At 74.3% G+C, this 20,596-nt stretch carries 22 protein-coding genes; 8 read left to right on the top strand and 14 right to left on the bottom strand.

Annotated elements, in window-relative coordinates; all coding sequences use genetic code 11:
• Nucleotide 1 precedes the first annotated feature (1 nt).
• Complete coding sequence (locus BMY88_RS09250) at nt 2–832, bottom strand: SDR family oxidoreductase (protein WP_091942862.1); 831 nt, start codon at nt 830–832, stop codon at nt 2–4.
• Nucleotides 833–1,028: 196 nt separating this feature from the next.
• On the opposite strand from BMY88_RS09250, the gene BMY88_RS23790 reads away from it, so the two are divergent.
• The gene (locus tag BMY88_RS23790) at nt 1,029–1,556 is read left to right on the top strand and encodes an FAS1-like dehydratase domain-containing protein (protein ID WP_170861029.1); all 528 of its coding nucleotides are present in this window, start codon (nt 1,029–1,031) and stop codon (nt 1,554–1,556) included.
• A gap of 15 nt (nt 1,557–1,571) precedes the next feature.
• Here BMY88_RS23790 and BMY88_RS09240 read toward each other — a convergent pair whose 3' ends face one another.
• The 11 genes from BMY88_RS09240 to BMY88_RS09195 all read right to left on the bottom strand — a co-directional run bounded on the left by BMY88_RS09240 (nt 1,572) and on the right by BMY88_RS09195 (nt 11,555).
• The gene (locus tag BMY88_RS09240) at nt 1,572–2,303 is read right to left on the bottom strand and encodes a dienelactone hydrolase family protein (RefSeq protein WP_091942420.1); all 732 of its coding nucleotides are present in this window, start codon (nt 2,301–2,303) and stop codon (nt 1,572–1,574) included.
• 181 nt (nt 2,304–2,484) lie between these two features.
• Nucleotides 2,485–3,522: an LLM class F420-dependent oxidoreductase gene (locus tag BMY88_RS09235; protein ID WP_091942859.1), complete on the bottom strand. Its 1,038-nt coding sequence runs from the start codon at nt 3,520–3,522 to the stop codon at nt 2,485–2,487.
• Nucleotides 3,523–3,619: 97 nt separating this feature from the next.
• Entirely contained in the window at nt 3,620–4,009 is a 390-nt protein-coding gene (locus BMY88_RS09230) for a nuclear transport factor 2 family protein (RefSeq protein WP_170861028.1), read from the bottom strand.
• A 38-nt stretch (nt 4,010–4,047) separates the two neighbouring features.
• Nucleotides 4,048–6,186, bottom strand: a complete 2,139-nt coding sequence (locus BMY88_RS09225) for an acyl-CoA dehydrogenase family protein (RefSeq protein ID WP_170861027.1) — start codon at nt 6,184–6,186, stop codon at nt 4,048–4,050.
• Complete coding sequence (locus BMY88_RS09220) at nt 6,183–7,439, bottom strand: cytochrome P450 (protein ID WP_211435575.1); 1,257 nt, start codon at nt 7,437–7,439, stop codon at nt 6,183–6,185. The genes BMY88_RS09225 and BMY88_RS09220 overlap by 4 nt, the downstream gene beginning before the upstream one ends.
• Complete coding sequence (locus BMY88_RS09215; RefSeq protein WP_139220441.1) at nt 7,436–8,542, bottom strand: NAD-dependent epimerase/dehydratase family protein; 1,107 nt, start codon at nt 8,540–8,542, stop codon at nt 7,436–7,438. Before BMY88_RS09215 ends, BMY88_RS09220 begins: the two co-directional genes overlap by 4 nt.
• Nucleotides 8,539–8,712 (bottom strand): DUF1059 domain-containing protein, encoded by a 174-nt coding sequence (locus BMY88_RS23345; RefSeq protein ID WP_139220440.1) that lies wholly within the window; start codon nt 8,710–8,712, stop codon nt 8,539–8,541. Before BMY88_RS23345 ends, BMY88_RS09215 begins: the two co-directional genes overlap by 4 nt.
• 8 nt (nt 8,713–8,720) lie before the next feature.
• Nucleotides 8,721–8,912 carry a ferredoxin gene (locus tag BMY88_RS09210; RefSeq protein WP_091942412.1) on the bottom strand — a complete coding sequence of 64 codons (192 nt, stop codon included), beginning with the start codon at nt 8,910–8,912 and terminating at the stop codon, nt 8,721–8,723.
• A gap of 4 nt (nt 8,913–8,916) precedes the next feature.
• Nucleotides 8,917–9,687, bottom strand: coding sequence for an HpcH/HpaI aldolase family protein (locus BMY88_RS09205; RefSeq protein ID WP_170861026.1), 771 nt, complete (start codon nt 9,685–9,687; stop codon nt 8,917–8,919).
• Entirely contained in the window at nt 9,684–10,784 is a 1,101-nt protein-coding gene (locus tag BMY88_RS09200) for an NAD(P)-dependent oxidoreductase (protein WP_170861025.1), read from the bottom strand. The genes BMY88_RS09205 and BMY88_RS09200 overlap by 4 nt, the downstream gene beginning before the upstream one ends.
• Before the next feature lie 177 nt (nt 10,785–10,961).
• Nucleotides 10,962–11,555, bottom strand: a complete 594-nt coding sequence (locus tag BMY88_RS09195) for a TetR/AcrR family transcriptional regulator (RefSeq protein WP_091942406.1) — start codon at nt 11,553–11,555, stop codon at nt 10,962–10,964.
• A 151-nt stretch (nt 11,556–11,706) separates the two neighbouring features.
• On the opposite strand from BMY88_RS09195, the gene BMY88_RS09190 reads away from it, so the two are divergent.
• The 5 genes from BMY88_RS09190 to BMY88_RS09170 all read left to right on the top strand — a co-directional run bounded on the left by BMY88_RS09190 (nt 11,707) and on the right by BMY88_RS09170 (nt 16,430).
• Nucleotides 11,707–12,483 (top strand): phytanoyl-CoA dioxygenase family protein, encoded by a 777-nt coding sequence (locus BMY88_RS09190; protein ID WP_091942404.1) that lies wholly within the window; start codon nt 11,707–11,709, stop codon nt 12,481–12,483.
• Nucleotides 12,484–12,514: 31 nt separating this feature from the next.
• Nucleotides 12,515–13,345 (top strand): phytanoyl-CoA dioxygenase family protein, encoded by an 831-nt coding sequence (locus BMY88_RS09185; protein ID WP_091942402.1) that lies wholly within the window; start codon nt 12,515–12,517, stop codon nt 13,343–13,345.
• Nucleotides 13,346–13,349: 4 nt separating this feature from the next.
• A complete protein-coding gene (locus tag BMY88_RS24140; RefSeq protein ID WP_091942400.1) occupies nt 13,350–13,799 on the top strand; it encodes a nuclear transport factor 2 family protein in 450 nt (149 codons plus the stop codon).
• A 23-nt stretch (nt 13,800–13,822) separates the two neighbouring features.
• Nucleotides 13,823–15,583 carry an N-acyl-D-amino-acid deacylase family protein gene (locus tag BMY88_RS09175; RefSeq protein ID WP_091942398.1) on the top strand — a complete coding sequence of 587 codons (1,761 nt, stop codon included), beginning with the start codon at nt 13,823–13,825 and terminating at the stop codon, nt 15,581–15,583.
• A 163-nt stretch (nt 15,584–15,746) separates the two neighbouring features.
• On the top strand, nt 15,747–16,430 hold the full coding sequence (locus BMY88_RS09170; protein ID WP_211435574.1) for a TetR/AcrR family transcriptional regulator: 684 nt from the start codon (nt 15,747–15,749) through the stop codon (nt 16,428–16,430).
• 38 nt (nt 16,431–16,468) lie between these two features.
• Here BMY88_RS09170 and BMY88_RS09165 read toward each other — a convergent pair whose 3' ends face one another.
• A complete protein-coding gene (locus BMY88_RS09165) occupies nt 16,469–18,100 on the bottom strand; it encodes an N-acyl-D-amino-acid deacylase family protein (protein WP_091942396.1) in 1,632 nt (543 codons plus the stop codon).
• Complete coding sequence (locus BMY88_RS09160; RefSeq protein ID WP_091942394.1) at nt 18,097–19,389, bottom strand: amidohydrolase family protein; 1,293 nt, start codon at nt 19,387–19,389, stop codon at nt 18,097–18,099. The genes BMY88_RS09165 and BMY88_RS09160 overlap by 4 nt, the downstream gene beginning before the upstream one ends.
• Nucleotides 19,390–19,499: 110 nt before the next feature.
• Here BMY88_RS09160 and BMY88_RS09155 point away from each other — a divergent pair, with 110 nt between their 5' ends.
• Together BMY88_RS09155 and BMY88_RS09150 are read left to right on the top strand one after the other, a co-directional pair.
• Nucleotides 19,500–20,105 carry a TetR/AcrR family transcriptional regulator gene (locus BMY88_RS09155; protein WP_170861024.1) on the top strand — a complete coding sequence of 202 codons (606 nt, stop codon included), beginning with the start codon at nt 19,500–19,502 and terminating at the stop codon, nt 20,103–20,105.
• Between the two features lie 237 nt (nt 20,106–20,342).
• A partial coding sequence (locus BMY88_RS09150) for an IS110 family transposase (RefSeq protein WP_139220439.1) occupies nt 20,343–20,596 on the top strand: 254 nt, incomplete at its 3' end.

Here is a 20,596-nt window from a genome sequence, read left to right as displayed (position 1 = left end):
CTCAGTCCCGACGGCCCTGCGCGGCGACCGAGACGGGCTCCCACGCGCGCCAGGTCGCGAGGCGGGAGTCGTAGTCGCGGGTGGCGATCGCGAGCGGGCCGTCGCCGAGGAAGATCCGCAGCGGCGGGTCCTCGGCGTCGACGAGGCGGAGAACCGCCGCGCGGGTCGCGACCGGATCCCCCGGGTCGCCGGCGCGGGCCCGGCGCTGCTCGGCCGCCTTCTCCCGGAAGGCGTCGTACGCGGGGATCTGCTCGGCGTGCCGGGCCGACGACCCGGCCCAGTCGGTTCCGTAGGCGCCGGGCTCGATGATCGTGACCTTGATGCCGAAGTCGGCCACCTCCGCGGCCAGCGACTGGCTGAACGCCTCGAGCGCCCACTTGGATGCGTTGTAGATGCCGATGTTCGGGAAGGCGCTGATCCCGCCGATGCTGCTGACCTGCAGGAAGTGGCCCGATCCCTGCTCCCGCAGGTAGGGCAGCGCCGCCTGGGTGACGAACAGGGCGCCGAAGACGTTCGTGTCGAACTGGGCGCGCGCCTCGGCCTCGGAGACCTCCTCGATCATCCCGAACTGGCCGTAGCCGGCGTTGTTGACGACGACGTCGAGGCGGCCGAACCGCTCGTGAGCCTCCCCGACCGCGGCGACGACGGCCTCCCGGTCGTCCACGTCGAGACGGATCGGCAGGACCCGGTCGCCGTACTCCTGCACCAGGTCCGCGAGGCTGCCGGTGTCGCGGGCGATGGCCGCGACGGAGTCGCCGCGCTCGAGCGCGGCGATGGTCCACTCGCGGCCGAAACCGCGGGAGGCGCCGGTGATGAACCAGGTCCTGGGCATGGGGGTCTCCTCGAATGGTCGGGTGGGGCCGGACGGCGCCGTCCGGGCCGGGTCTCCGCCGGGTGCGAGCGCACGGGAGGCCGCCGGTGTTCCGCCGCTGCGGGACGGCGTGCCGGCCGGGCCGTGCGCAGCGTTCGTCGACGTCGACGTCGATAGTCTCGGACGGCAGGTCGTCCCCGGCGAGAGGAGCTTCGGCGTGACCGAGCTCGGGTTGGTCCGCCCCGACATGGCCGCCCTCGTGGGGCAGCCCTACGGTGCCGCGGTGTCCTATCCGGTGACGGCGTCGGACATCCGGCGCTGGGCGATCGCGGTGCACTTCCCCGAGCCGCCGCCGGCGCAGTACCTCGATCCGGAGGCGGAGGCGCAGGGCCGGCTCGTCGCCCCGCTGGACCTCGACGTCTTCGCCTGGGGCGCCGCGCGCACCGAGCCCACGGGCCGCGAGATCGCCGTCGACCCCGTGCTGGAGATGTACGGGGCGATGGAGCACCACCTCGGCGTCGCGCCGCCGGACCTGCCGCACGGCCTGCACGGCGGCGCCTCGGTGGACTACACGGGAGTACGGATCCGGCCCGGCGACGTCATCGCGACCGCCACGGTGATCGAGCGCTACCTGGAGAAGACCGGCCGGGTGGGCGCGATGCTGATCACCGACCTCGCGACCACCTGGACCAACCAGGCCGGCGAGACGGTGAAGGTCGCGCGGATGTCCCAGATCCGCTACTGAGCCGCCGCCCGGACCTCACGTCAGGTGCCGGGCGAAGAAGCGGTTCCCGTCGTCCCCCTCGAACGCCGGGACGCCGGTGTGCCCGCCCGTGTTGGCGTGCAGCGTCTTCTCCGCCGAGCCGAACGCGTCGAACAGCTCCAGGGCCCGCCGGCGGTCGTTCCCCTCGTCGTCCCACTGCAGCAGGACCAGCAGCGGGAGGGTGACCCGCCGGGCCTCCTCGAGGACGGCGCGGGGCACCACGCTGCCGGCGAAGAGGACCGCGGCCGCGAGGCGCGGCTCCACCACCGCCAGCCGGACGCCGATGGAGATCACCCCGCCCGCGTACCCGACCGGGCCCCCGATCCCGGGCAGCGCGAGCAGGGCGTCCAGGGCGGCCCGCCACTCCGGGACCGCCTGCTCGACCAGCGGGAGGACGAGCCGGTCCACGATCCCGTCGTCCACCGGCCCGCCGGCGGCCAGCGCGCGGCGCAGGTCGGCACGGGCCTGCTCGGCGGCGGCGATCCGGGGCCGGTCCCCGCTCCCGGGGAGCTCGATGGTGGCGGCGGCGAAGCCCGCGCCGACCGAGTGCCGGGCCCGGGCCAGCAGCCGGGGGTACATCGCGCGCAGGCCGCCGGGATGCCCCAGCAGGACCAGCGGGGCCGGGCCGGGGGCGGACCCGGCGGTCCACAGGATGCCGGGAACGGCACCGAGGAGGAACTCGCGCTCCACGACGCCGTCGTCGAGGAGCCGTTCGGACGAAACGTGCATGGTCGTGCCTCTCGAGAGCGCTCGGAACGGCGCTCCCGGGCGACCTACCGCCCGACCGGGACCTCGGTGAGGAGCACCCCTGTCGATCCGTCCACGGGTACCACCTCCTCGATCTCTCGCCCGGCCGGCGGCACGGTATCCGGGCCGGCCGCGGAGCCGCCAGCGAGTTCCGGGCGGGCCGTCAGAGGTCGTCGAGCAGCGCGCGCAGCCGGCGCAGGTCCGCCAGCGGGTCCGCGCCGATCGGGTCGACCTGCAGGATCGTCACGCCCTGCTCGCGGTGGGCCGCGAGCCGGTCGCGCACGTAGGCCTCGTCGCCGATCAGCGACGTGCCCTCGAGCAGGTCCGCCGGTATCGCCGCGGCGGCCTCGTCCCGCTTGCCGTCGAGGTAGAGGTCCTGCACCTGCGCCGCCTCGGCCTCGAATCCGTAGCGCTGGGCGATCGTGGTGTAGAAGTTCTTGCCCCGCGGCCCCATCCCGCCGACGTACAGCGCGAGATGCGCGCGGTCGGCGTCGCGCAGGTGGGTGACGTCGGTGCCGATGGCCATGGGCACGGCCGCGGTGACGTCGAGCGGACCCAGCTCGGCGTCCCGCTTGGCCATGCCCTTGCCCAGCGGCTCGGCCCACACGCGGTCGGCGCGCTCGGGGACGTAGAGGTAGGGCACCCAGCCCTCGGCCACCTCGGCGGCGAGCTCCACGTTCGCCGGCCCGAGCGCGGCCAGGTGGACCGGGATCCGCGCGCGCAGCGGGCGGTCGATCATCTTCAGCGGCTTGCCCGCGCCCGTGCCCTGGTCGGCCGGCAGCGGGATCGTGTACCGCGGCCCCGCGTGCTCCAGCTTCTCCCGCCGCCACACCGACCGGCAGATCTCGACGATCTCCCGGGTGCGGCCGATGGGCGCGTCGTAGGGGACGGCGTGCCACCCCTCGACCACCTGCGGGCCGCTGGCGCCCAGCCCCAGGATGAACCGACCGCCGCTGAGGTGGTCCAGGCCCGCCGCGGTCATCGCGGTCAGCGCCGGGGTCCGCGGGTAGATGGGCAGCACGTGCGCGGCCAGCTCCACCCGCTCGGTCACCGCCGCGAGGTAGCCCAGCCAGCTCACGGAGTCGAAGCCGTAGGCCTCCCCCGTGACCAGGACGTCGACGCCGGCGGCCTCGTAGGTCCGGGCCAGCTCGGCGGCCGCCGTCGGGTCGGGCGTCGGGCGGATCAGGACGGCGAGCTTCATGCGGGCCACGAGGGCGCCTCCTCGTGAACGGGGGCAGAATTGACTTCGACGTCAGAACTTATTGTGGGCGGGTCCGCCGGTCAAGCGGCGCCCGGGGTCACAGGTCCATGCGCCCGCGGAGCTCGGCCCGGCGCCGCGCGAACAGCAGCCCGTCCCCGCCCGGCACCAGCGTGTCGACGTACCAGCCGGTCGTGATCCGGCGGTTCTCCGGGCTCACGAAGACGAAGTTGCACCGCGTGAGCACCGTCGCGTCCGGGCCGGCCTCGACCGTCGGTGCCCCGGAGACGTGGATCCCGACCGGCGACGCCCGCGCGAAGTCGGCCAGCGCCGCCCAGCCGATCGTGTCCGTCTCCTCGAACGAGAAGACCCCGTCCTCGGTGAACAGGCGGGCCAGGCCCTCGGGGTCCCCGCCGTCCATCCGGCTTCCGTACTCCGCGTGCAGCTGGAGCACCGCCAGCACCGTCGCCGCCTCGACCGACCCGCTCATCGCGCCACTCCCCTGTCGTTCCGCATCGTCGTGACCCCTCATCGTCCGGCGGGCAGCCGCAGCCGCCGCTTGGCGAGGATGTTGCGCATCACCTCGGAGCTCCCGCCCGAGATCGTCAGGACCCGCGACCACAGCCACGCGTCCTGCAGCCGCCCCGCGGCCTCGGCCCCGCGGCCCTCCGCCGGACCGTAGGTGGTCGCCAGCTGCACGCCGAAGCGCGCGATGTCGACGTAGGCCTCGGTGTAGAGCAGCTTGGCGATCGGCCCCTCCGACTCGCCCTCGCGGCCGGCGAGCACGCGCTCGACGTGGCCGCCGACGAACGCGCGGGCGCCCTCGAAGCGGGCGAGCAGGCCGGCGACGTCGCTGCGCACGACGGGGTCCCCGGCCAGCTGCAGCTCCTCGGCCACGGTGAGGACGTCGGAGAGCAGCTCCTGGAGCAGCACGACGTTCGCGCCGACGTTGACCCGCTCCACGTCCAGCCCGGACATCGCGATCGCCCACCCCTGGCCGACCTCGCCCACCACGGACCCGGGGCCGAGCACGACGCCGTCGAGGAAGGCCTCGTTGATGTCGACGGCGTCGCTGTTCATCCGGATCGGCCGCACCTCGACGCCCGGGGCGTCCATGGGGACGACGAACACGGTCAGCCCGGCGTGCCGCTTGGCCTCGGTCGACGTGCGGACCAGCGCCAGCCCGTACTGCGCCCAGTGCCCGTCGGTCGTCCAGGTCTTCTGGCCGGTGATCACCCACGAGCCGTCGTCGCGCCGCTCGCCGCGGGTCCGGACGCCGGCCAGGTCGCTGCCGGCGCCGGGCTCGCTGAACAGCTGGCACCAGACGTCCTCGACGCTGCGGATCCGGGGCAGGTGCCGCTGCTTCTGCTCCTCGGTGCCGAAGTGCAGCAGCACGTGACTGGCCAGCTGCACCTGGTCGATGGGCCGGGGCGCGCGGGCGCGGATGAGCTCCTCGGTGACCGTCAGCTGGTGCACCGGCCGGAAGCCCGGGCTGCCGCCCCACTCCGGCGGCCACCAGCCGCCGAGCAGGCCGGTGTCGTAGAGGGTCCGGTACCAGGCGCGCAGCCGCGCCTCCTGCTCCGGCGTCGTCGGGGCGCGGTGCCCCTCGCGGGCCGGCGGCGGGTCGTTCTCGGCGATCACGGTGCGGACGTGCCGCCGGACCTCCTCGGTCCCGGCGAGCGCGGGCCGGTCGGACTCCAGGGCGGCGCGCAGGTCGGCCACCTCCGGCGCCACGGGCAGCCGGACCGCCGCGTTGACGACCGCCCGGCGCACCGCGTGGTGCACCGGCCACTCCCAGGTGACGCCGAGCCCGCCGGACAGCTGGACGCAGTCGTCGAGCGCGGCGGGCGCCCGGTCGGCCAGGAACGTGTGCGCGGCCTGCACGAGGGCGGCCGCGTGCGGGGCGCGGTCGGCCAGCGCGACGGCGGCCGCGGACACCAGGGACTCGGCGGCCGCCACGAGGACGTCGAGGTCCACCAGCCGGTGCTGCAGCGCCTGGAACGCGGCCAGCGGCTGCCCGAAGGCCTCCCGGTCGACCAGGTGGCGGGTGACCCGCTCGGCGGTGACGGCCAGGGCCCCGAGCGTGTCGGCGGCGGCGAGCAGCACCGCGGCGTCGGCGAGCGCGTTCCGGTCGGCGTCCGGCAGCGCGCGGGCCGGGGCGTCGGCGGCGGCCACGTGGACGACGCCGCGGCTGCTGTCGAGCCCGCCGGCCAGCGGCCGCGTCGTGAGGCCGGCGTCGGCCAGGGCGACCAGCGGCGCGCCGGGCGACGCCACGACCAGCACGCCGGGCGCCTGCGCACCGGGCACGGCGAACGCTCCGGAGACGCGCCAGCCGGCCGCCGCCGCGACGGCACCCGGCCGCTCCACGACCGCGCCGGCCGTCCGCCCCTCGACGAGCGCCTCGACGAGGTCGGCGGTCTCCGGCGACGACGCCAGCGCCGCGGCGGCCACGAGCGTGCCCGCGACCGGCAGCGCGGACAGCGCCCGCCCCGCCTCGGTGACGACGGCGACCGCCTCCACCACGTTCCACCCGCTGCCTCCGGCCGCCTCCGGGGTGAGCAGGCCCAGCACCCCGAGCTGCCCCAGGTCGGCGAGGTCGCCGCACTTGGCGAGGACGCCGCGGGCACTGGACCGGAGGAGCTCCAGGTCCTCGGCGTCGACCGTCACGCCGTCGTCCCGCCGGCGAGCTGCCCGATCACGACCGGCACCACGCCGTAGCCCCACTGGAAGCTCGACGGCTCGCGGACGGCGCCGTCGACGTCGATCTCGAAGTCCGCGACCCGGGCCAGGAACTCCTCCAGCATGATCCGCAGCTCCAGGCGGGCGACGTGCACGCCGATGCAGAAGTGCTGGCCGCGGCCGAACGCCAGCGAGCGCGGGATGGGGCGGTCCCAGCGGAACTCGTCGGCGTCCGCGCCGAACTCCCGCGGATCGCGGTTGGCCGACTGGGTCAGGTACGCGACCCGCTGGCCGGGCCGGACGACCTGCCCCGCGACGACCGACTCCGTCCGGCAGGTCCGGGCGAACCACTGCGCGGGGCCGCAGAACCGGAGCATCTCCTCGACCGCAGCGCCGGCGTTGGCGACGGGATCGGCGCGCACGGCGGCGAGCTGCTCCGGGTGGCGCCACAGCTCCATCAGCCCGTGGGCGAAGACCTTGGGCACCGTCTCCGTGCCCCCGGCCTCGACGCACAGCAGGTTGACGGCGATCTCCTCGTCGGTCAGCTCCCGCCCGTCGATGCGCAGGTTGATCATCCCGTCGAGGGCCGGCACGCTCCCGTCGGCGCCGGCGGCGCGGCGCGCCCGGATCTCGGGGACGAGGAAGCCCCGCAGCTTCGCGTAGATCGCCGGGTCGCGGGCGAACCCGGGCTCGTCGTGGTCGGTCCGCGTCATCGCGTTGACCGTGTCCAGCAGGTCCGCGGCGTGCTCGGTCGGGATGCCGAGCAGCCGGCAGACCGTGGAGGCGGCGACGATGCCGCCGAACTCGTGCACGAGGTCGAACCGGCCCGTGGGGAGCAGGGCGTCGAGCAGCCCGCCCACGGTCTCCCGGATGACGCCCTCCATCTTGCGGACCGCGCCCGGGCGCATCGGCTTGCCGTGGGCCTGCCGGACGATCTCGTACGTCGGGGAGCCGTACCGCAGGTGGCTGCCCAGCGGCGTCGTCGGCGGGTCGGCCAGCGGGCCCTCGTTGCGGTGCGCGACGTCGGAGGGGGTGAACACGCTGCCCTCGGTCGAGACGAACTCGTTGTCGGCGAAGGACAGGAAGTCCCAGCTGTCCTCGAAGCGCGAGAGGAAGAACGTGTCGTACTTCTCGACGTAGTAGACGGGGTGCTGCTCGCGCAGGACCTCGTAGAAGGGCAGCGGATTCGCCATCACCTCCGCGGCGAACGGGTCGTAGGCGAACTCGTCGGTCAGCGTCACGCTGACTCCTTCCCGGGGATCATCCGCGCCTGCCGGAGGCCGCGGATCGAACGTCGGACCATGTCCTCGGTGTCCAGGCACGCGGCGAACCCCGCCTGCCGGACCTTGATGGTGCTGTTGAGCGCCGGAAGTGCGGGCACCCCGCGTCCCGGGACGACGATGTCGGTGTAGACGAAGGAGTTCGCGCCGACGAAGGCGTCGAGGTCGCGCGGTGCGGCCAGGCCGTGCCGGTCCACCAGGGCGGCCCACTCCGCGCCGCGGCCGCGGACGTCGCCGGCGAAGGAGACGGGCCGGTGCTCCCCCGCCACCATGCCCAGCTCGTCGGCGAGCGCGGGCCACAGCCCCTCCCACGTGAAGACGTCGCCGTTGGTGAGGTTGAACGTCTCGCCGCGGGCCGCCGGCGCCGTCGCCGCCCAGACGAGCGCCTCCCCGACGAGCCCGGCGTCGACGGCCTCCACGAGCAGGGGCACCCGGTCGGCCGCCCAGGGCCGGTGCAGCGGTTCCCCCCGCTCGCGCAGCAGCGCCGCGTACACCACGAGCGGCAGCAGCGGGTTCATGTTGTTGCCGGTCGCCTCGCCGTACACGACGGTCGGCCGGAACACCGTCAGCCCCCGGCCGGCCGGCCGGGAGCGCAGGTACTCCTCCTGCACGAAGTAGAAGTTCCGGTGCTCGATGCGGGGCAGCCGCTCGCGCAGCGGCACCATCGCCGGCGTCACCGGCAGCCCGGTGTGCAGCCCGTAGGCCTTGGTGCCGTGCAGCAGGCTCACGTGCTCCAGGCCCGGCGCGTGCTCCTCGAGGGCCTCGACGAGGTTGCGCAGCATGGCGGCGTTCAGGTCGATGACGTCGTCGTCGAACCAGCCGCCGGCCAGCCCCGGCGCCTCGTACGTGGCGGCGTAGACCAGGTGCGTGACGTCGGGATGCCCCGCCGCGACGGCCCGGCAGGCACCGGCGTCGGTGAGGTCGAGCGCCTCCGACTCGATGCCGGGGCCGAGGTCGGGCGCGCGCCGCGAGACGCCGACGACGTCCCACTCCGGCCGCGCCGCGAACGCCTCCGCCGCGGCCCGGCCGACGAGGCCGCTCGCCCCGGCGACGAGCACCTTCACGAGGCCGCCGTCCCCGGGCGCCGGTAGGCCAGGGAGAGGATGTCGTCCGCGTCGTAGGCGCCCACGAGCCGGGGATGCCGGTCGGCCAGGTGCGCCTGCACGGCGGCGACCAGCGCCTCGTCCCCCTCCCCCGTGACCTCCAGGCCGCACGGGCAGCGCACCGCGAGCACCGGAGCGCCTAGCCCTCGATGCTGATCGCGCGCTTGGGGCAGATGTTCGCCGCGGCCTGCACCTGGGCCCGCAGCTCCTCGCCCGGCTCCTCCTGCAGCACCTGCAGGTTGTCGTCGTCGTCCATCTGGAACACCTCGGGCGCCTCCAGCGTGCAGACGGCGTTGCCGTCGCACAGGTCCCAGTCCACGTGCACCTTCATCGCGTCAGCCCTCGCTTCGGTCGTTGCTCGCCAGCCAGGCCGCGACGGTGTCGAGGTCGCGGCGGGCGCCCTGGCGGAGGTAGGCGTTGTCGGAGCCCACGGTGAGGAAGTCGACGCCGCGGCCGAGCAGGTCGGCGACGCCGGTCGCGCCCAGGGTCACCGATCCGGCCAGCTTCCCGTGCGCGTGGCAGACGCGGATCACCTCGTCGAGGGCCTCGAGCGCCGCGGGGTGCACCGCGGAGTAGTCGATCGCCGTGTGGCCGAGGGCCAGGGCCATGTCGACGGGGCCGACGAAGATCCCGTCCACGCCGGGGGTGGCCACGATCTCCTCGAGGTTGGCCAGGCCCTCGGCGGTCTCGATCATCGGCAGGCAGAGCACGTTCTCGTTGGCCTGCGCGGGCGACGACGGCTTCCGGACCGGCCCGAAGGAGCGGTAGCCGTCCAGCGGGTAGCGAGTGGCGCCGGCGGCCCGGGCGGCCTCCTCGGCCGTGGAGACCATCGGGACGATGACCCCGGCGGCCCCCAGGTCCAGCGCGCGCATGATCGACGTCGGGTCGTTCCAGCCGACCCGGACCAGCGGCGTGCTCGTCGAGGCGCCCAGGCCCTGCAGGACGGCGAGCATGTTGTCCCACGTGATGCCGCCGTGCTGGGCGTCGAGGATGAGGAAGTCGAAGCCCGTCGAGCCGAACACCTCGGCGGCCAGGCCGCTGGGCGACAGCACCCAGGCGCCGACGGCCGGGCTGCCGGAGTCGACCTTGGCACGGATGGGGTTCACGCGGACGCTCCTGTGCTCGTGGTGGCCTGGGCGGCCGCGGCCTGCCGCGCCGTGACGGCGGGCCAGACGTCGGGGTTGACGAGGTTGGTGGGGCGGTCGCCGCGCAGCGCGCGGACGACGTCGGTGGCCGACATGGAACCGGCGCGGGCAGCGGACTCCGGGGCGTTCCCCGCCGAGTGCGGGGTCAGCACGACGTTGTCCAGCGAGTACAGCGGATGCCCCTCGGGCAGCGGCTCGGGCTCGGTGACGTCGAGGCCGGCGCCGGCGATCCGGCCCTCCTGGAGGGCCGCCACCAGCGCGTCGGTGTCCACGGTGCCGCCGCGGGAGGTGTTGAGCAGCAGCGCCGACGGCTTCATCGCGGCCAGCTGCTCGGCGCCGACCAGGTTCCGCGTCGCCGCGGTCAGCGGGCTGTGCACGCTGACGACGTCGCTGCGGGCCATGAGGTCGGCGAGGTCGTCGACGAGCTCCACGCCCAGCCGCTCGGCCTCGATCGGGTTGGCGAACGGGTCGTAGGCCAGCGCGCGCATGCCGAAGCCGGCGGTGCAGATGCGGGCCACCTCGCGGCCGATGAAGCCGAAGCCGATGACCCCGACCGTCTTGCCGCGCACGAGCCCCGGCGTGAGGCCCAGCGACAGCGTCGACACCTGGCGCCCGTCGGCATGGGCCGAGCGGTCGGTCCGGGCGATCAGCCGGGTCAGCGAGAGCATGAGGCCGACGGCGTGCTCCGCGACCGAGGAGTAGTTGTTGCCCGCGGCGTTGACGACCGCGACACCGCGCTCGGTGGCCGCGGCCACGTCGATGACGTCGACGCCCGCGCTCGGCACGAACACGACCTCGAGCCTCGGCGCGGAGTCCAGCAGCTCGGCGGTCACGGGCAGCTGCGCGCCCAGGCCGATCGCCTGGAGCGCGTGCGCACCGGCGAGGTGCTCGGCCAGGGCGGCCTCGAACGCCTCGCGCCGCTGCTGCTGCAGCTCCGGGCTGCCGCCCAGGCCGCGCAGCTCGGCGGGCAGCCCGTAGGCGACCTCGACCCCCGCCTCGGTGAAGATCCGCTCGGCATCGCCGATCAGGCGGTTGGGGACGAACACCCTCTTGGGCACCATTGCCTCCGTCTCGCGTGCTGGGTTGCCCCGGGGCCGACGGCGCCCCGTGCGAGCGCCCGGACCCTCTCCCGGCGCGCCCGGAGACGAGGGAACGGGCACCACCCGAGAATTGACTTCGACGTCAGAAGTTATGGACGCCGGTCGGACCTGTCAAGCCACCCTCCCGCCCGGCGCTCACGCCGCGCGGAGCCCGCGGACCAGGACGTGCAGGGCGTCGCCGGCCACCTCGGCCGCCGTGCCGTGCGCGATCTCCAGCGCCGCCTCGTTGAGCAGGGCGAGCACCAGCTGGGCCAGCGGCTCGGGCGGCCGTCGTGCGACGACGCCGGAGTCCATCAGCATGCGCAGCGTCGTGACGACGTCGGCGAGGATCAGCTCCGCCTGCAGGTCCCGCCACCGGCCCCAGCCGAGGACCGCGGGCCCGTCGATCAGGAGGATCCGCTGGATGCCGGCGTCGGCGGTCACGAGCCCCAGATAGGCATCGAACGACTCGGTCATCTGCCGCCAGGTGTCGCCCGACAGGCCGGCCACCGTCGCCTGCGCCCGCTTGTTGACGTCGTCGGCCACCTCCCGCAGGACGGCCTCGAACAGGGCCTCCTTGTCGGCGAAGTGGTGGTAGAGCGCCCCGCGGGTCACGGACGCCAGCGCGACCAGGTCCGTCGTGCTGGTCGCGTGGTACCCCGCCTCGGCGAACCGCTCCCGGGCGACGGCGAGCAGCGTCGACCGGGTCGCAGCCGCACGCACTGCCTTCGCCTCGCCCGCCGCCGTCACACCCCGACCCTAGAGACGCCGCCGACGACGACCGCCGGCCTGTGACCCTTGACACCGATCGGGTGTACATACAGCCTGTATGTGACATCGACGTCGACTCCGGGCCGGGCCCGCGCGACGGCGTCCCGAGCCTCCCGAGGGGTACGCACCCATGATTGCGGACGACGCTCTGCGCCACCTGCGGGACGAGGGCTTCTGCGTCGTCGACGGCGCCCTCTCCCCCACCGAGCTCGGCGAGGCCCGCGCGGCCCTCGACCGCGCGATCGACGCCTCGCGCGAGGCCGGCGTGCCGGGTCACGACGCGCGGCTGGACCCGAACGCGTCGAACATCCGGGTCTACAACCTGCCGGCGCGCGACCCCTTCTTCCTGGACCTCATGCGCCGGCCGTCCGCGCGGGCCGTGGTGGAGGCGGCGCTCGGACCGGACGTGCTGGTCTCCAACTTCACGGCGAACATCGCGCTGCCCGGGTCCGGGTCGATGCGCATGCACTCCGACCAGGCGCTGTCGGTGCCGGCCCCCTGGGACGACCCGTGGGTCCTCAACATCATCTGGTGCCTGGACGACGTCCACGCCGACAACGGCGCCACCCGCTACCTGCCGGGCAGCCACCGGTTCCGGACCTTCGCCGACGTCCCCGCCGACCCGGAGCCGCTGATGCGCCCCTTCGAGGCCCCGGCCGGCTCGTTCATCGCCATGGACGGCCGGCTATGGCACACCTCCGGCGCCAACGTCACGGCCGACGAGCAGCGCCGGATGCTCTTCGCCTACTACGCGATGGACTTCATCCGGCCGCAGATCACCTGGACCGAGGCGCTCTCCCCCGAGGCCAAGGCGGGCCTGGACGACGACGCCCGGAAGCTCCTCGGTGTCGGCGTCATGGGCAACACGCGCATCGGCGGCGCGCTCACCCGACTCGCCCCCGCCTGACCCGTTCCGCAGCCCCCGAGAGGACCCGCTCGTGACCGAGACGACCGAGACGCCGACCCCCACGCGGGACCTGACGCTCGCCATGGCCGACCTGCAGCGCTTCGGCGCCTGCATCGTCGAGGGGGCGCTGGACCCGGAGAAGGCCGCCGAGGTCCGCACCGCGCTGTACCGGGCCGCCGAGACCGACCGCCGCTCCGGGCTGACCCAGGACTACGCGTTCGGCCGGGACGAGGCCGCGCAGAACCAGCGGATCTGGAACCTGCCCAGCCACGACTGGGTCTTCTGCGAGCTCGCCGAGCACCCCGTGGCGATGCACTTCGTGCGCGAGGTGCTCGGCTGGCCCGCCCTGCTGTCGGGCATGTCGGCCAACATCGTCTCCGGCGGCGGGCAGATGGTCCTGCACCGCGACCAGGCCTACATGCCGCCGCCGTGGAGCCGCCCGCTCGGCGTCAACGTCGCCTGGTGCGTGGACGACTTCACGACGGAGAACGGCGCCACCTGCTACATCCCCGGCAGCAACCACTTCGACGGCGCGGGCAGCACCCAGACCAATTCCGGCGACCGGGTGACCTACTCGACCGACCTGGACGCGATGCGCGACCGGCTCGTCCCGCTGGAGGCCCCCGCCGGCTCCGCGGTGATCATGGAGGGCCGGCTGCTGCACACCAACGGCGTCAACACCGACGGGCGGACCCGCGCCGGGATCTTCAGCTGGTACACGCTCCCGGTCTACCTCCCGCAGGAGAACTGGTACCTCTCCCTCAACCCGTCGGCGCGCCAGGTCGGCTCGGAGACCCTGCAGACGCTCCTCGGCTTCCGCCCGCAGGTCCTGGGCCGGGTCAACGGCCGGGCCGGGTTCTGAGCCGGTGACCGACACCGTCTCCCCCGCCCTGCCGGCCCCGGAGACCGCGGCCGTCGTCGACCGGATGTACGACGCCCTCGCCCGGGGCGACGTCGCCGCCGCCCGCGCCTGCGTCACCGACGACGTCGTGGTGTGGCACTCCTTCGACCAGGTCCCCGTGGGCCACGCCGAGCTCCTGACCGCGTGGGAGCAACTGATCGGCGGCTTCGCCGAGCGGTCGTTCGTCGACGTCCGCCGCAGCCCCGTCCCCGGCGGCTGGGTCCAGCGGCACACGATGGTCTGCACGACCGCCTCCGGCGACCGGGTCGCCTGGCCGCTGTGCATGTTCTTCACGCTGCGCGACGGCCTCGTCTGCCGGATGGACGAGTACATCGACCGCGCCGGCCGCTACACCCCCGATGCCCACGCCACGACGACGCCCGGGCTCCCCCCGGCGTCGGCCGGCGTCCTCTGAACGACCCTCGAAGGAGACCACCCGTGCACGATCTCGTGATCCGCGGCGGCACCGTCGTCGACGGCACCGGCGCCCCGGCGGCCACCGCCGATGTGGCCGTCGACGACGGCCGCATCACCGAGGTCGGGCGGGTGAGCGCGCGAGGTCGGCAGGAGATCGAGGCCGACGGCGCGCTGGTCACTCCCGGCTTCGTCGACATCCACTCGCACTACGACGGCCAGTTCCTCTGGGACGACCGCATCGACCCGAGCTTCGGCCACGGCGTGACCACGGTGATCGGCGGCAACTGCGGCGTCGGGTTCGCCCCGGTCGAGCCGCAGCACCGGCGGGCGCTGGTCGAGCTGATGGAGGGCGTGGAGGACATCCCCGACGTCGTCATCGAGGAGGGGCTGGACTGGCGCTGGCGCAGCTTCCCCGACTTCCTCGACCGGCTGGGCGCGCGGAAGTACACGATGGACATCGGGACGCACATCTCCCACTCGCCGCTGCGGGTGTTCGTGATGGGCGACCGGGGGCTGGGCCACGAGGCGGCCACCCCGGAGGACGTCGCTCTCATGGCGAAGCTCGTCCGCGAGGCCATGGACGCCGGCGCGATGGGCTTCTCGGGCGCACGGATCCTCGAGCACACGTCCAGCCGGGACGAGTTCGTGCCCGGCACCTTCGCCGAGGACGACGAGCTGCTGGGCATCGCCCGGGCCCTGGGCGAGTCCGGCCACGGCGCGTTCCAGATCATCCCGCTGGGCGCCAACGGCGAGACCTACGTGACCAAGGACGCCGGCGAGGAGACCCGCCGGGCCGAGCACGACCGGATCGTGCGGATCGCGCGGACGTCCGGCCGGCCCGTCGTCTACTCCCTCATGCAGTTCGCCAGCCACCCCGACGACTGGCGGCTGATGCTGGCCGAGTCGGAGAAGGCGGCCGCGGAGGGCCTGCGCATCCACCCGCACGTCGGCGGCCGGGGCATCGGGGCGCTCACGATGCTCGACGGCTACCACATCTTCATGCTGCGGCCCTCCTACCGGGAGGTCGCGCACCTACCGCTGGCCGAGCGGGTGGTGGCGCTGCGCGACCCCGCGCGGCGGGCGCGGATCCTCGCCGAGGTGAGCGACCCGGCCGGCGTCGACCCCAAGCAGTACGACTTCGTCCAGATGCTGACCGGTCGCATCGCCAACATCTACCCGCTGACGTTGCCCCTGGACTACGAGCCGGAGCCCGACCGCAAGCTCGGGGTGCTGGCCGCGGCCGCGGGGGCGCCGCAGGAGGCGTTCCTCTACGACCACTACACCGCCGGCGACGGTCGCAACGTCTGCGCGAGCTTCTACCTCAACTACGCCGACGGCAGCCTGAGCGCGCTCCACGAGCTGCTCTCGCGGCCGATCACCTCCTTCGGGCTGGCCGACGGCGGCGCCCACATGAAGTTCGCCTGCGACGCGTCGCTGCCCTCGTTCCTGCTGTCGTTCTGGGCGCGGGACCGCCGGCGCGGGCCCCTGCTGTCGGTCGAGCAGGTCGTCAACAAGCTCACCCGGCAGAACGCCGACATCTACGGCCTCTCCGACCGCGGCGTCGTGGCGCCGGGGCGCCGCGCGGACCTCAACGTGATCGACCACCAGCGGCTGCAGCTGCAGATGCCGGAGATGGTCTTCGACCTGCCGAGCGGGGGCCAGCGGCTGCTGCAGGGCGCCACCGGCTACCTGGCCACCGTCGTCGCCGGGGAGATCACCCGCCGGAACGACGCCGAGACCGGCGCCCGCCCCGGCCGCCTGATCCGCTCGCGCCCCGCCTGACGCTGAGCCCGCCGTGATCATCGGCGGGTGGCTGCCCCCGTCGGCGCGGCGGGCAGCCACCCGCCGATGATCAACCCGGGTGGGGCCGCGGGAGAACGGCGTATCCTGCCTCTCGGCGCCGCGCCGGGCGGGGCCGTGGTCGACAAGGCGCGGAGGCCCCCTGGTGCAGGACGAACCGGCCGGGCCGGCGACGGACGCCGACGAGGCGACTCCCGCCTGGATCACGCGGGCCGCCGACCGGGCACCGAGCGTGCAGAACTCGCGGATGCGCAGCATGCGTCGGGCGCAGCAGATCGTCGACGCCGCGCGGCACCTCATCACCACGCAGGGCTCGGACTTCACCACGCACATGCTGGTGAAGGAGGCGGGCATCGCCGTCCAGACGCTGTACAAGCACTTCGCCGGCAAGGATCAGGTGGTCCTGGCCGTGCTCGAGGACATGATCGCCGAGACCGTCCAGCAACTGGAGGTCGCGAGCGCCGAGATCGCCGACCCGGTCGAGCGGCTGCGCTTCTACGTCACCACGATCCTGGGCAGCCTCGGCACCCAGGACAGCCGGGTCGGGCGCTTCATCACGACCGAGCACTGGCGGCTCGTGGCGCTGTACCCCGAGGAGATCGGCCGGGCGACCCAGCCGGTCGCCGACCTGTTCCAGCGCGCCCTGCGCGAGGGCGAGGACGCCGGACTGCTGCACCCGTCGGACGCGGCGTACGACGCCTGGCTCACCAACGAGCTGATCCGCACGGTCTTCCACCACTACCAGTTCGCCTCGACCGGCGAGCCGGCCGACGTGGTCGCCGAGCGCGTCTGGCGCTTCTGCCTCGGGGCCTGGGGCGGCCGCCCGTAGCCGCAGCCCGACCTGGTGCCTCCGGGTACGGCGGTCCCTCACCGGTCCCGGAGTACCCGGCCGGGGCGCGCCTGCGTGGGGCCGTCGGCGTCGCGGATCCGCTCGCCGTTGACCCACACGCCCTCGATGCCGGTGCTCGGGGCGACCAGCCGGTCCGCCCCGGCGGGCAGGTCGCGCACCCGCTGCATCGGCCCCACGCCCACCGTGGCGGGGTCGAAGAGGACGACGTCGGCAGCCGCACCGGGCACCAGCCGACCCCGCCCGCGCAGCCCGAACAGCTCGGCGGGCTGACCGGTCAGCCGCCACACCGCCTGCTCGAGGGTCAGTACCTGCTTCTCGCGCACCCAATAGCCGAGCAGGTGGGTCGCGAAGACGGCGTCGCAGAGCTGGTTGGCGTGGGCTCCGGCGTCGGAGAGCCCGAGCACCGTGCGCTCGTCGCGCAGCAGCGCCGCCACGCCGTCCTCGTCGTCGTTGGCCTGGACCTGCCGGAAGCGCGTGCGGAGATCGTCGTCGAGCGCGACGTCGCAGAGGACGTCCACCGGCCGGACCCCGCGCGCGGCCGCGAGCTCGGCCAGCGAGGGCCCGTCGGCGAGCTCGGGATGGGCCACCGTCTCCTGCACGAACATCCGCCCCCACAGGGCCGGCCAGTGCTGCTCGGTGTCGGCGTGCGCGCGGGACCGCCACGCCGGGTCGCGGTAGACGGCGGCCCTCTCCCCGGCCGGCCGGCCCAGCACCTCGGCGAAGGCGGGGATGCGGGCGAACGGGAACGGCTCGGCCAGGGTCGCCTGCATGACCACCGGCCGGCAGGCCACCTGCGGCACCACCGAGCCACGCGCGGCCCCGCGCTCCACCATCTCCAGCGGATCGGCGCCGCCGTGGCTGGCCATGAGCGCCGTCCAGGTGGTCGGCCGGCCGATGGCCTCGGACAGCTCGGCGATCTCCTCGATGTCCAGGTCCGGCCCCCGGGTGAGCGCCAGGACCCCGCGACCGGCCCGGGTCAGCGCCGAGGCCAGCGTGCGCAGCTCGCCGAGCGAGGCCAGCCGCGAGGGCACCGGCCTGCCGTACGCACCGGCGTGCGCCGGCTGCCGCGACGAGGCGAAGCCGACCGCGCCGGCCGCCAGCGCCTCGTCGACGAGGGCGGCCATGGTCGCGATCTCCTCGTCGGACGCCGCCCGCTCCATGGCGTCGGGGCCGAGCACCGCCAGCCGCAGCGGCGTGTGCCCGAGCATCGCCGCCACGTTGAGCCGGGGCCGGGCACGCTCGACGGCGTCGAGGTACTCGGGGAAGGACTCGAAGGACCAGTCGATGCCGGCGGTCAGCGCCTCCAGCGACATGCCCTCGACGTTCTCCAGCGTCCGGGCGATGATCTCCCGGCCGTCGGGCCGGGTGGGGGCGATGCCGAACCCGCAGTTGCCCATGACCACGGTGGTCACGCCGTGCCAGGACGACGGCGTGAGGTCGGGGTCCCACAGCACCTGGGCGTCGTAGTGGGTGTGGATGTCGACGAACCCGGGGGCGACGACGAGGCCGCCGGCGTCCACCTCCTCGTCCCCGCGCAGCGTGCCCGGCGGGCCGATCTCGGCGATCGTCGCGCCCTCGAACCGGACGTCGGCCGGGCGGGCCGGGGCGCCGGTGCCGTCGGCGAGGAGGCCGCCCCGGATCACCGTCACGGCAGCGGCCGCGGGGGCAGGGGGTGGCGGAAGACCCGGGCCGCGTTGCCGTGGGTGATCGCGCGGATCGCCTCGACGTCCAGCGACGGGTTCTCCCCGAACCGCTGCCGCAGCAACGGCTGGGTGTCGGGCCAGGTGCTGTCGGTGTGCGGATAGTCCATCTCGACCATGATCCGGTCGGCGCCCAGCTTCTCCACCGCCACGGCGAGCGTCGAGGGGTCGTCCAGGGTGCAGAAGTAGAAGTGGTCGCGCAGGACCTCCGACGGCGGCGTGCCATGGGTCCACTGCGCGAAGTCCGAGAGGCTGCCGGCGTGGGCCAGCATGAAGTCCAGCCGGTCCAGCAGCATCGGCACCCAGCCGATCCCGCCCTCCGACAGCACGATGGACAGCTCCGGATAGCGGACGGGCACCCCCGACCACAGCCACTCCACCGCCGACAGCAGCGACAGGGCGGGGAACAGCGTCGTGTTCTTCTCGAACCGGGGGCCGTCCGGCGGCAGGTCGAGCATGCCGGAGGAGCCGACGTGCAGGCACAGCGCGGTGCCGGTCTCCTCGCAGGCACGGAACAGCGGCGCCCAGTGCTCGGAGTGCACCGGCGGGTAGCCGAGGCGGTGCGGCAGCTCGGGGAAGGAGAGCGCGGTGAACCCGCGGGCGGCGTTGCGGCGGACCTCGGCCGCGCCCACCTCGGGGTCGGCGAGCCAGGTGATGCCCATCGGGATGACCCGGGTCGGGTGGCGCCCGTGCCACTCCTCGTACATCCAGTCGTTCCAGGCGCGCATGACTGCCTGGCCGAGGTCGACGTCCGTCGTCCGGGAGAAGACCGCGCCGGCGAAGCCGGTGATGGACGACGGGAAGTTGAGCGAGGCCCAGATCCCCCCGATGTCCATGTCGCGGACGCGGGCGTCGATGTCGTAGCAGCCGGGGCGCATCTCGGCGAAGGACGTCGGCTCGTCGCTGAGGGTCTCGAACGACGTGTAGCCGGCGACGGCGTTGAGCCCGACCTGCAGGAAGAGGTTGCCGTCGAAGTCCCACGCCTGCCGGCCGGGGGTCGACACCGCCATCGGCGGCAGGCCGCTCTGCGCCCGGGAGTAGGTCTTCCCCGGCTCCAGCTCCATGATCCGCGGGAACCGGCCGGCGAACCGGGCCGGCTCGCGCCCCTCGAACATGTCCGGCGGCTCGACGAGGTGGTCGTCGACCGAGATGACCGTGTAGTGCACCTCGCGGGGCTCGGGGTCGCGCAGGAACTCCGGGAGCTCCTCCCCCGGGGCCGCCTGGGTCAGCTGGGTCATGTCCGCTCCTCCCGATCAGCACCGAGTGGCGCCCGACACAGTGTCTCAGCTGGCACTCATGAGTGTCAACGAGCCCCGCCGAGGAGCGGAGCGGCGCTAGGCTGCGCGGCGTGCAGACCGACGGGGCGGCCACGCTGGCGGACGCGAAGCGGCGGGCGGCCGAGCAGCACGTCCTGGACGCGGTGCGCCGGCACGTCGTGCGGCACGGCCTCGACGCCACCATGGAGGAGCTCGCCGCGGCGTCCGGGCTGAGCCGCCGGACCCTCTTCCGGATGTTCGCCAGCCGGGAGCGGCTCATCGGCGCCGCCTTCGAGGCCGGGTTCGCCGACCTCGCGCAGGAGCTCCCCGCCTACGACGGCGACCTGGAGCGGTGGGTCGCGGCGCTGTGCCGGACGGCGCACCAGCTCAACGCCTCGCACGGGCCGGGCTACTGGGAGTTCACCTCGCGGGCCGATCTGCCGGCCGAGCTGGCCGCCAGCCAGCACCAGCGCAGGCTGCTGCAGCGGGCCACCGCGCGGGACCTCGCGGACACGATGTGGCGTGCCGCGGGCCGCGACGGCGCCCCGGCCGACACGCTCGTGGCGTGCGTCGGAGCCCACCTGAGCGCCCACTTCACCGCCGCGGTGACCACCGACCTGGGCAGCACCTGGGAGGCGGCGGCGGAGATCGCGGCCCGCGCCGTGCTGGCCGAACTCGACCGGCACGCCCCCGCCTGACAGTGAGGATGGAGAGGACGGGGTCACCCCTGGTGGTCTGACTCTCCGCCTGACCGACGCCTTGCTGTCCTGCTGTGGGATGTGTCGGCCGTGTGGGGGTGGCCCCGTCCCTGCACGTCACCGGGCGGGACGTCCGTGACCTCATAGGAGCCTGTGCAAGAGGCGCCCATCACTGTCCTGTCCGCCTCGTCCGGCTCGGTGCGTGCCGTCTCATCGGTACGAGCGACAAGGACGGCGATGACCATCATGGCGAGTACGGGGCTGGATGTCTTCGGCGGCGTGGACACCCACGGCCGGACCCACCACGCGGCTGCGATCGACGGCACCGGCAGGCTGCTGGGCGATGCGGAGTTCGCCGCCACCGCGGCTGGCTATGCGGCGCTGCTGGCCTGGCTGAACGCCTTCGGCCGGCTGCTGAAGGTGGGCGTGGAGGGCACCGGCACCTACGGCGCCGGCCTGGCCCGGCACCTCGCTGCGCAGAAGGTCGAGGT

It is taken from the genome of Trujillonella endophytica (assembly GCF_900110555.1).
In the GTDB taxonomy this organism is placed as follows: Bacteria; Actinomycetota; Actinomycetes; order Mycobacteriales; family Geodermatophilaceae; genus Trujillonella; species Trujillonella endophytica.
This window is presented reverse-complemented; position numbering and strand designations above follow the sequence as displayed.

Coding starts and splice junctions, on each gene's coding strand:
- BMY88_RS09235 (WP_091942859.1), bottom strand. CDS start 3,522: ATGAAGCTCGCCGTCCTGATCCGCCCGACGCCCGACCCGACGGCGGCC.
- BMY88_RS09210 (WP_091942412.1), bottom strand. CDS start 8,912: ATGAAGGTGCACGTGGACTGGGACCTGTGCGACGGCAACGCCGTCTGC.
- BMY88_RS09250 (WP_091942862.1), bottom strand. CDS start 832: ATGCCCAGGACCTGGTTCATCACCGGCGCCTCCCGCGGTTTCGGCCGC.
- BMY88_RS09190 (WP_091942404.1), top strand. CDS start 11,707: ATGATTGCGGACGACGCTCTGCGCCACCTGCGGGACGAGGGCTTCTGC.
- BMY88_RS09240 (WP_091942420.1), bottom strand. CDS start 2,303: ATGCACGTTTCGTCCGAACGGCTCCTCGACGACGGCGTCGTGGAGCGC.
- BMY88_RS09160 (WP_091942394.1), bottom strand. CDS start 19,389: ATGACCCAGCTGACCCAGGCGGCCCCGGGGGAGGAGCTCCCGGAGTTC.
- BMY88_RS09230 (WP_170861028.1), bottom strand. CDS start 4,009: ATGAGCGGGTCGGTCGAGGCGGCGACGGTGCTGGCGGTGCTCCAGCTG.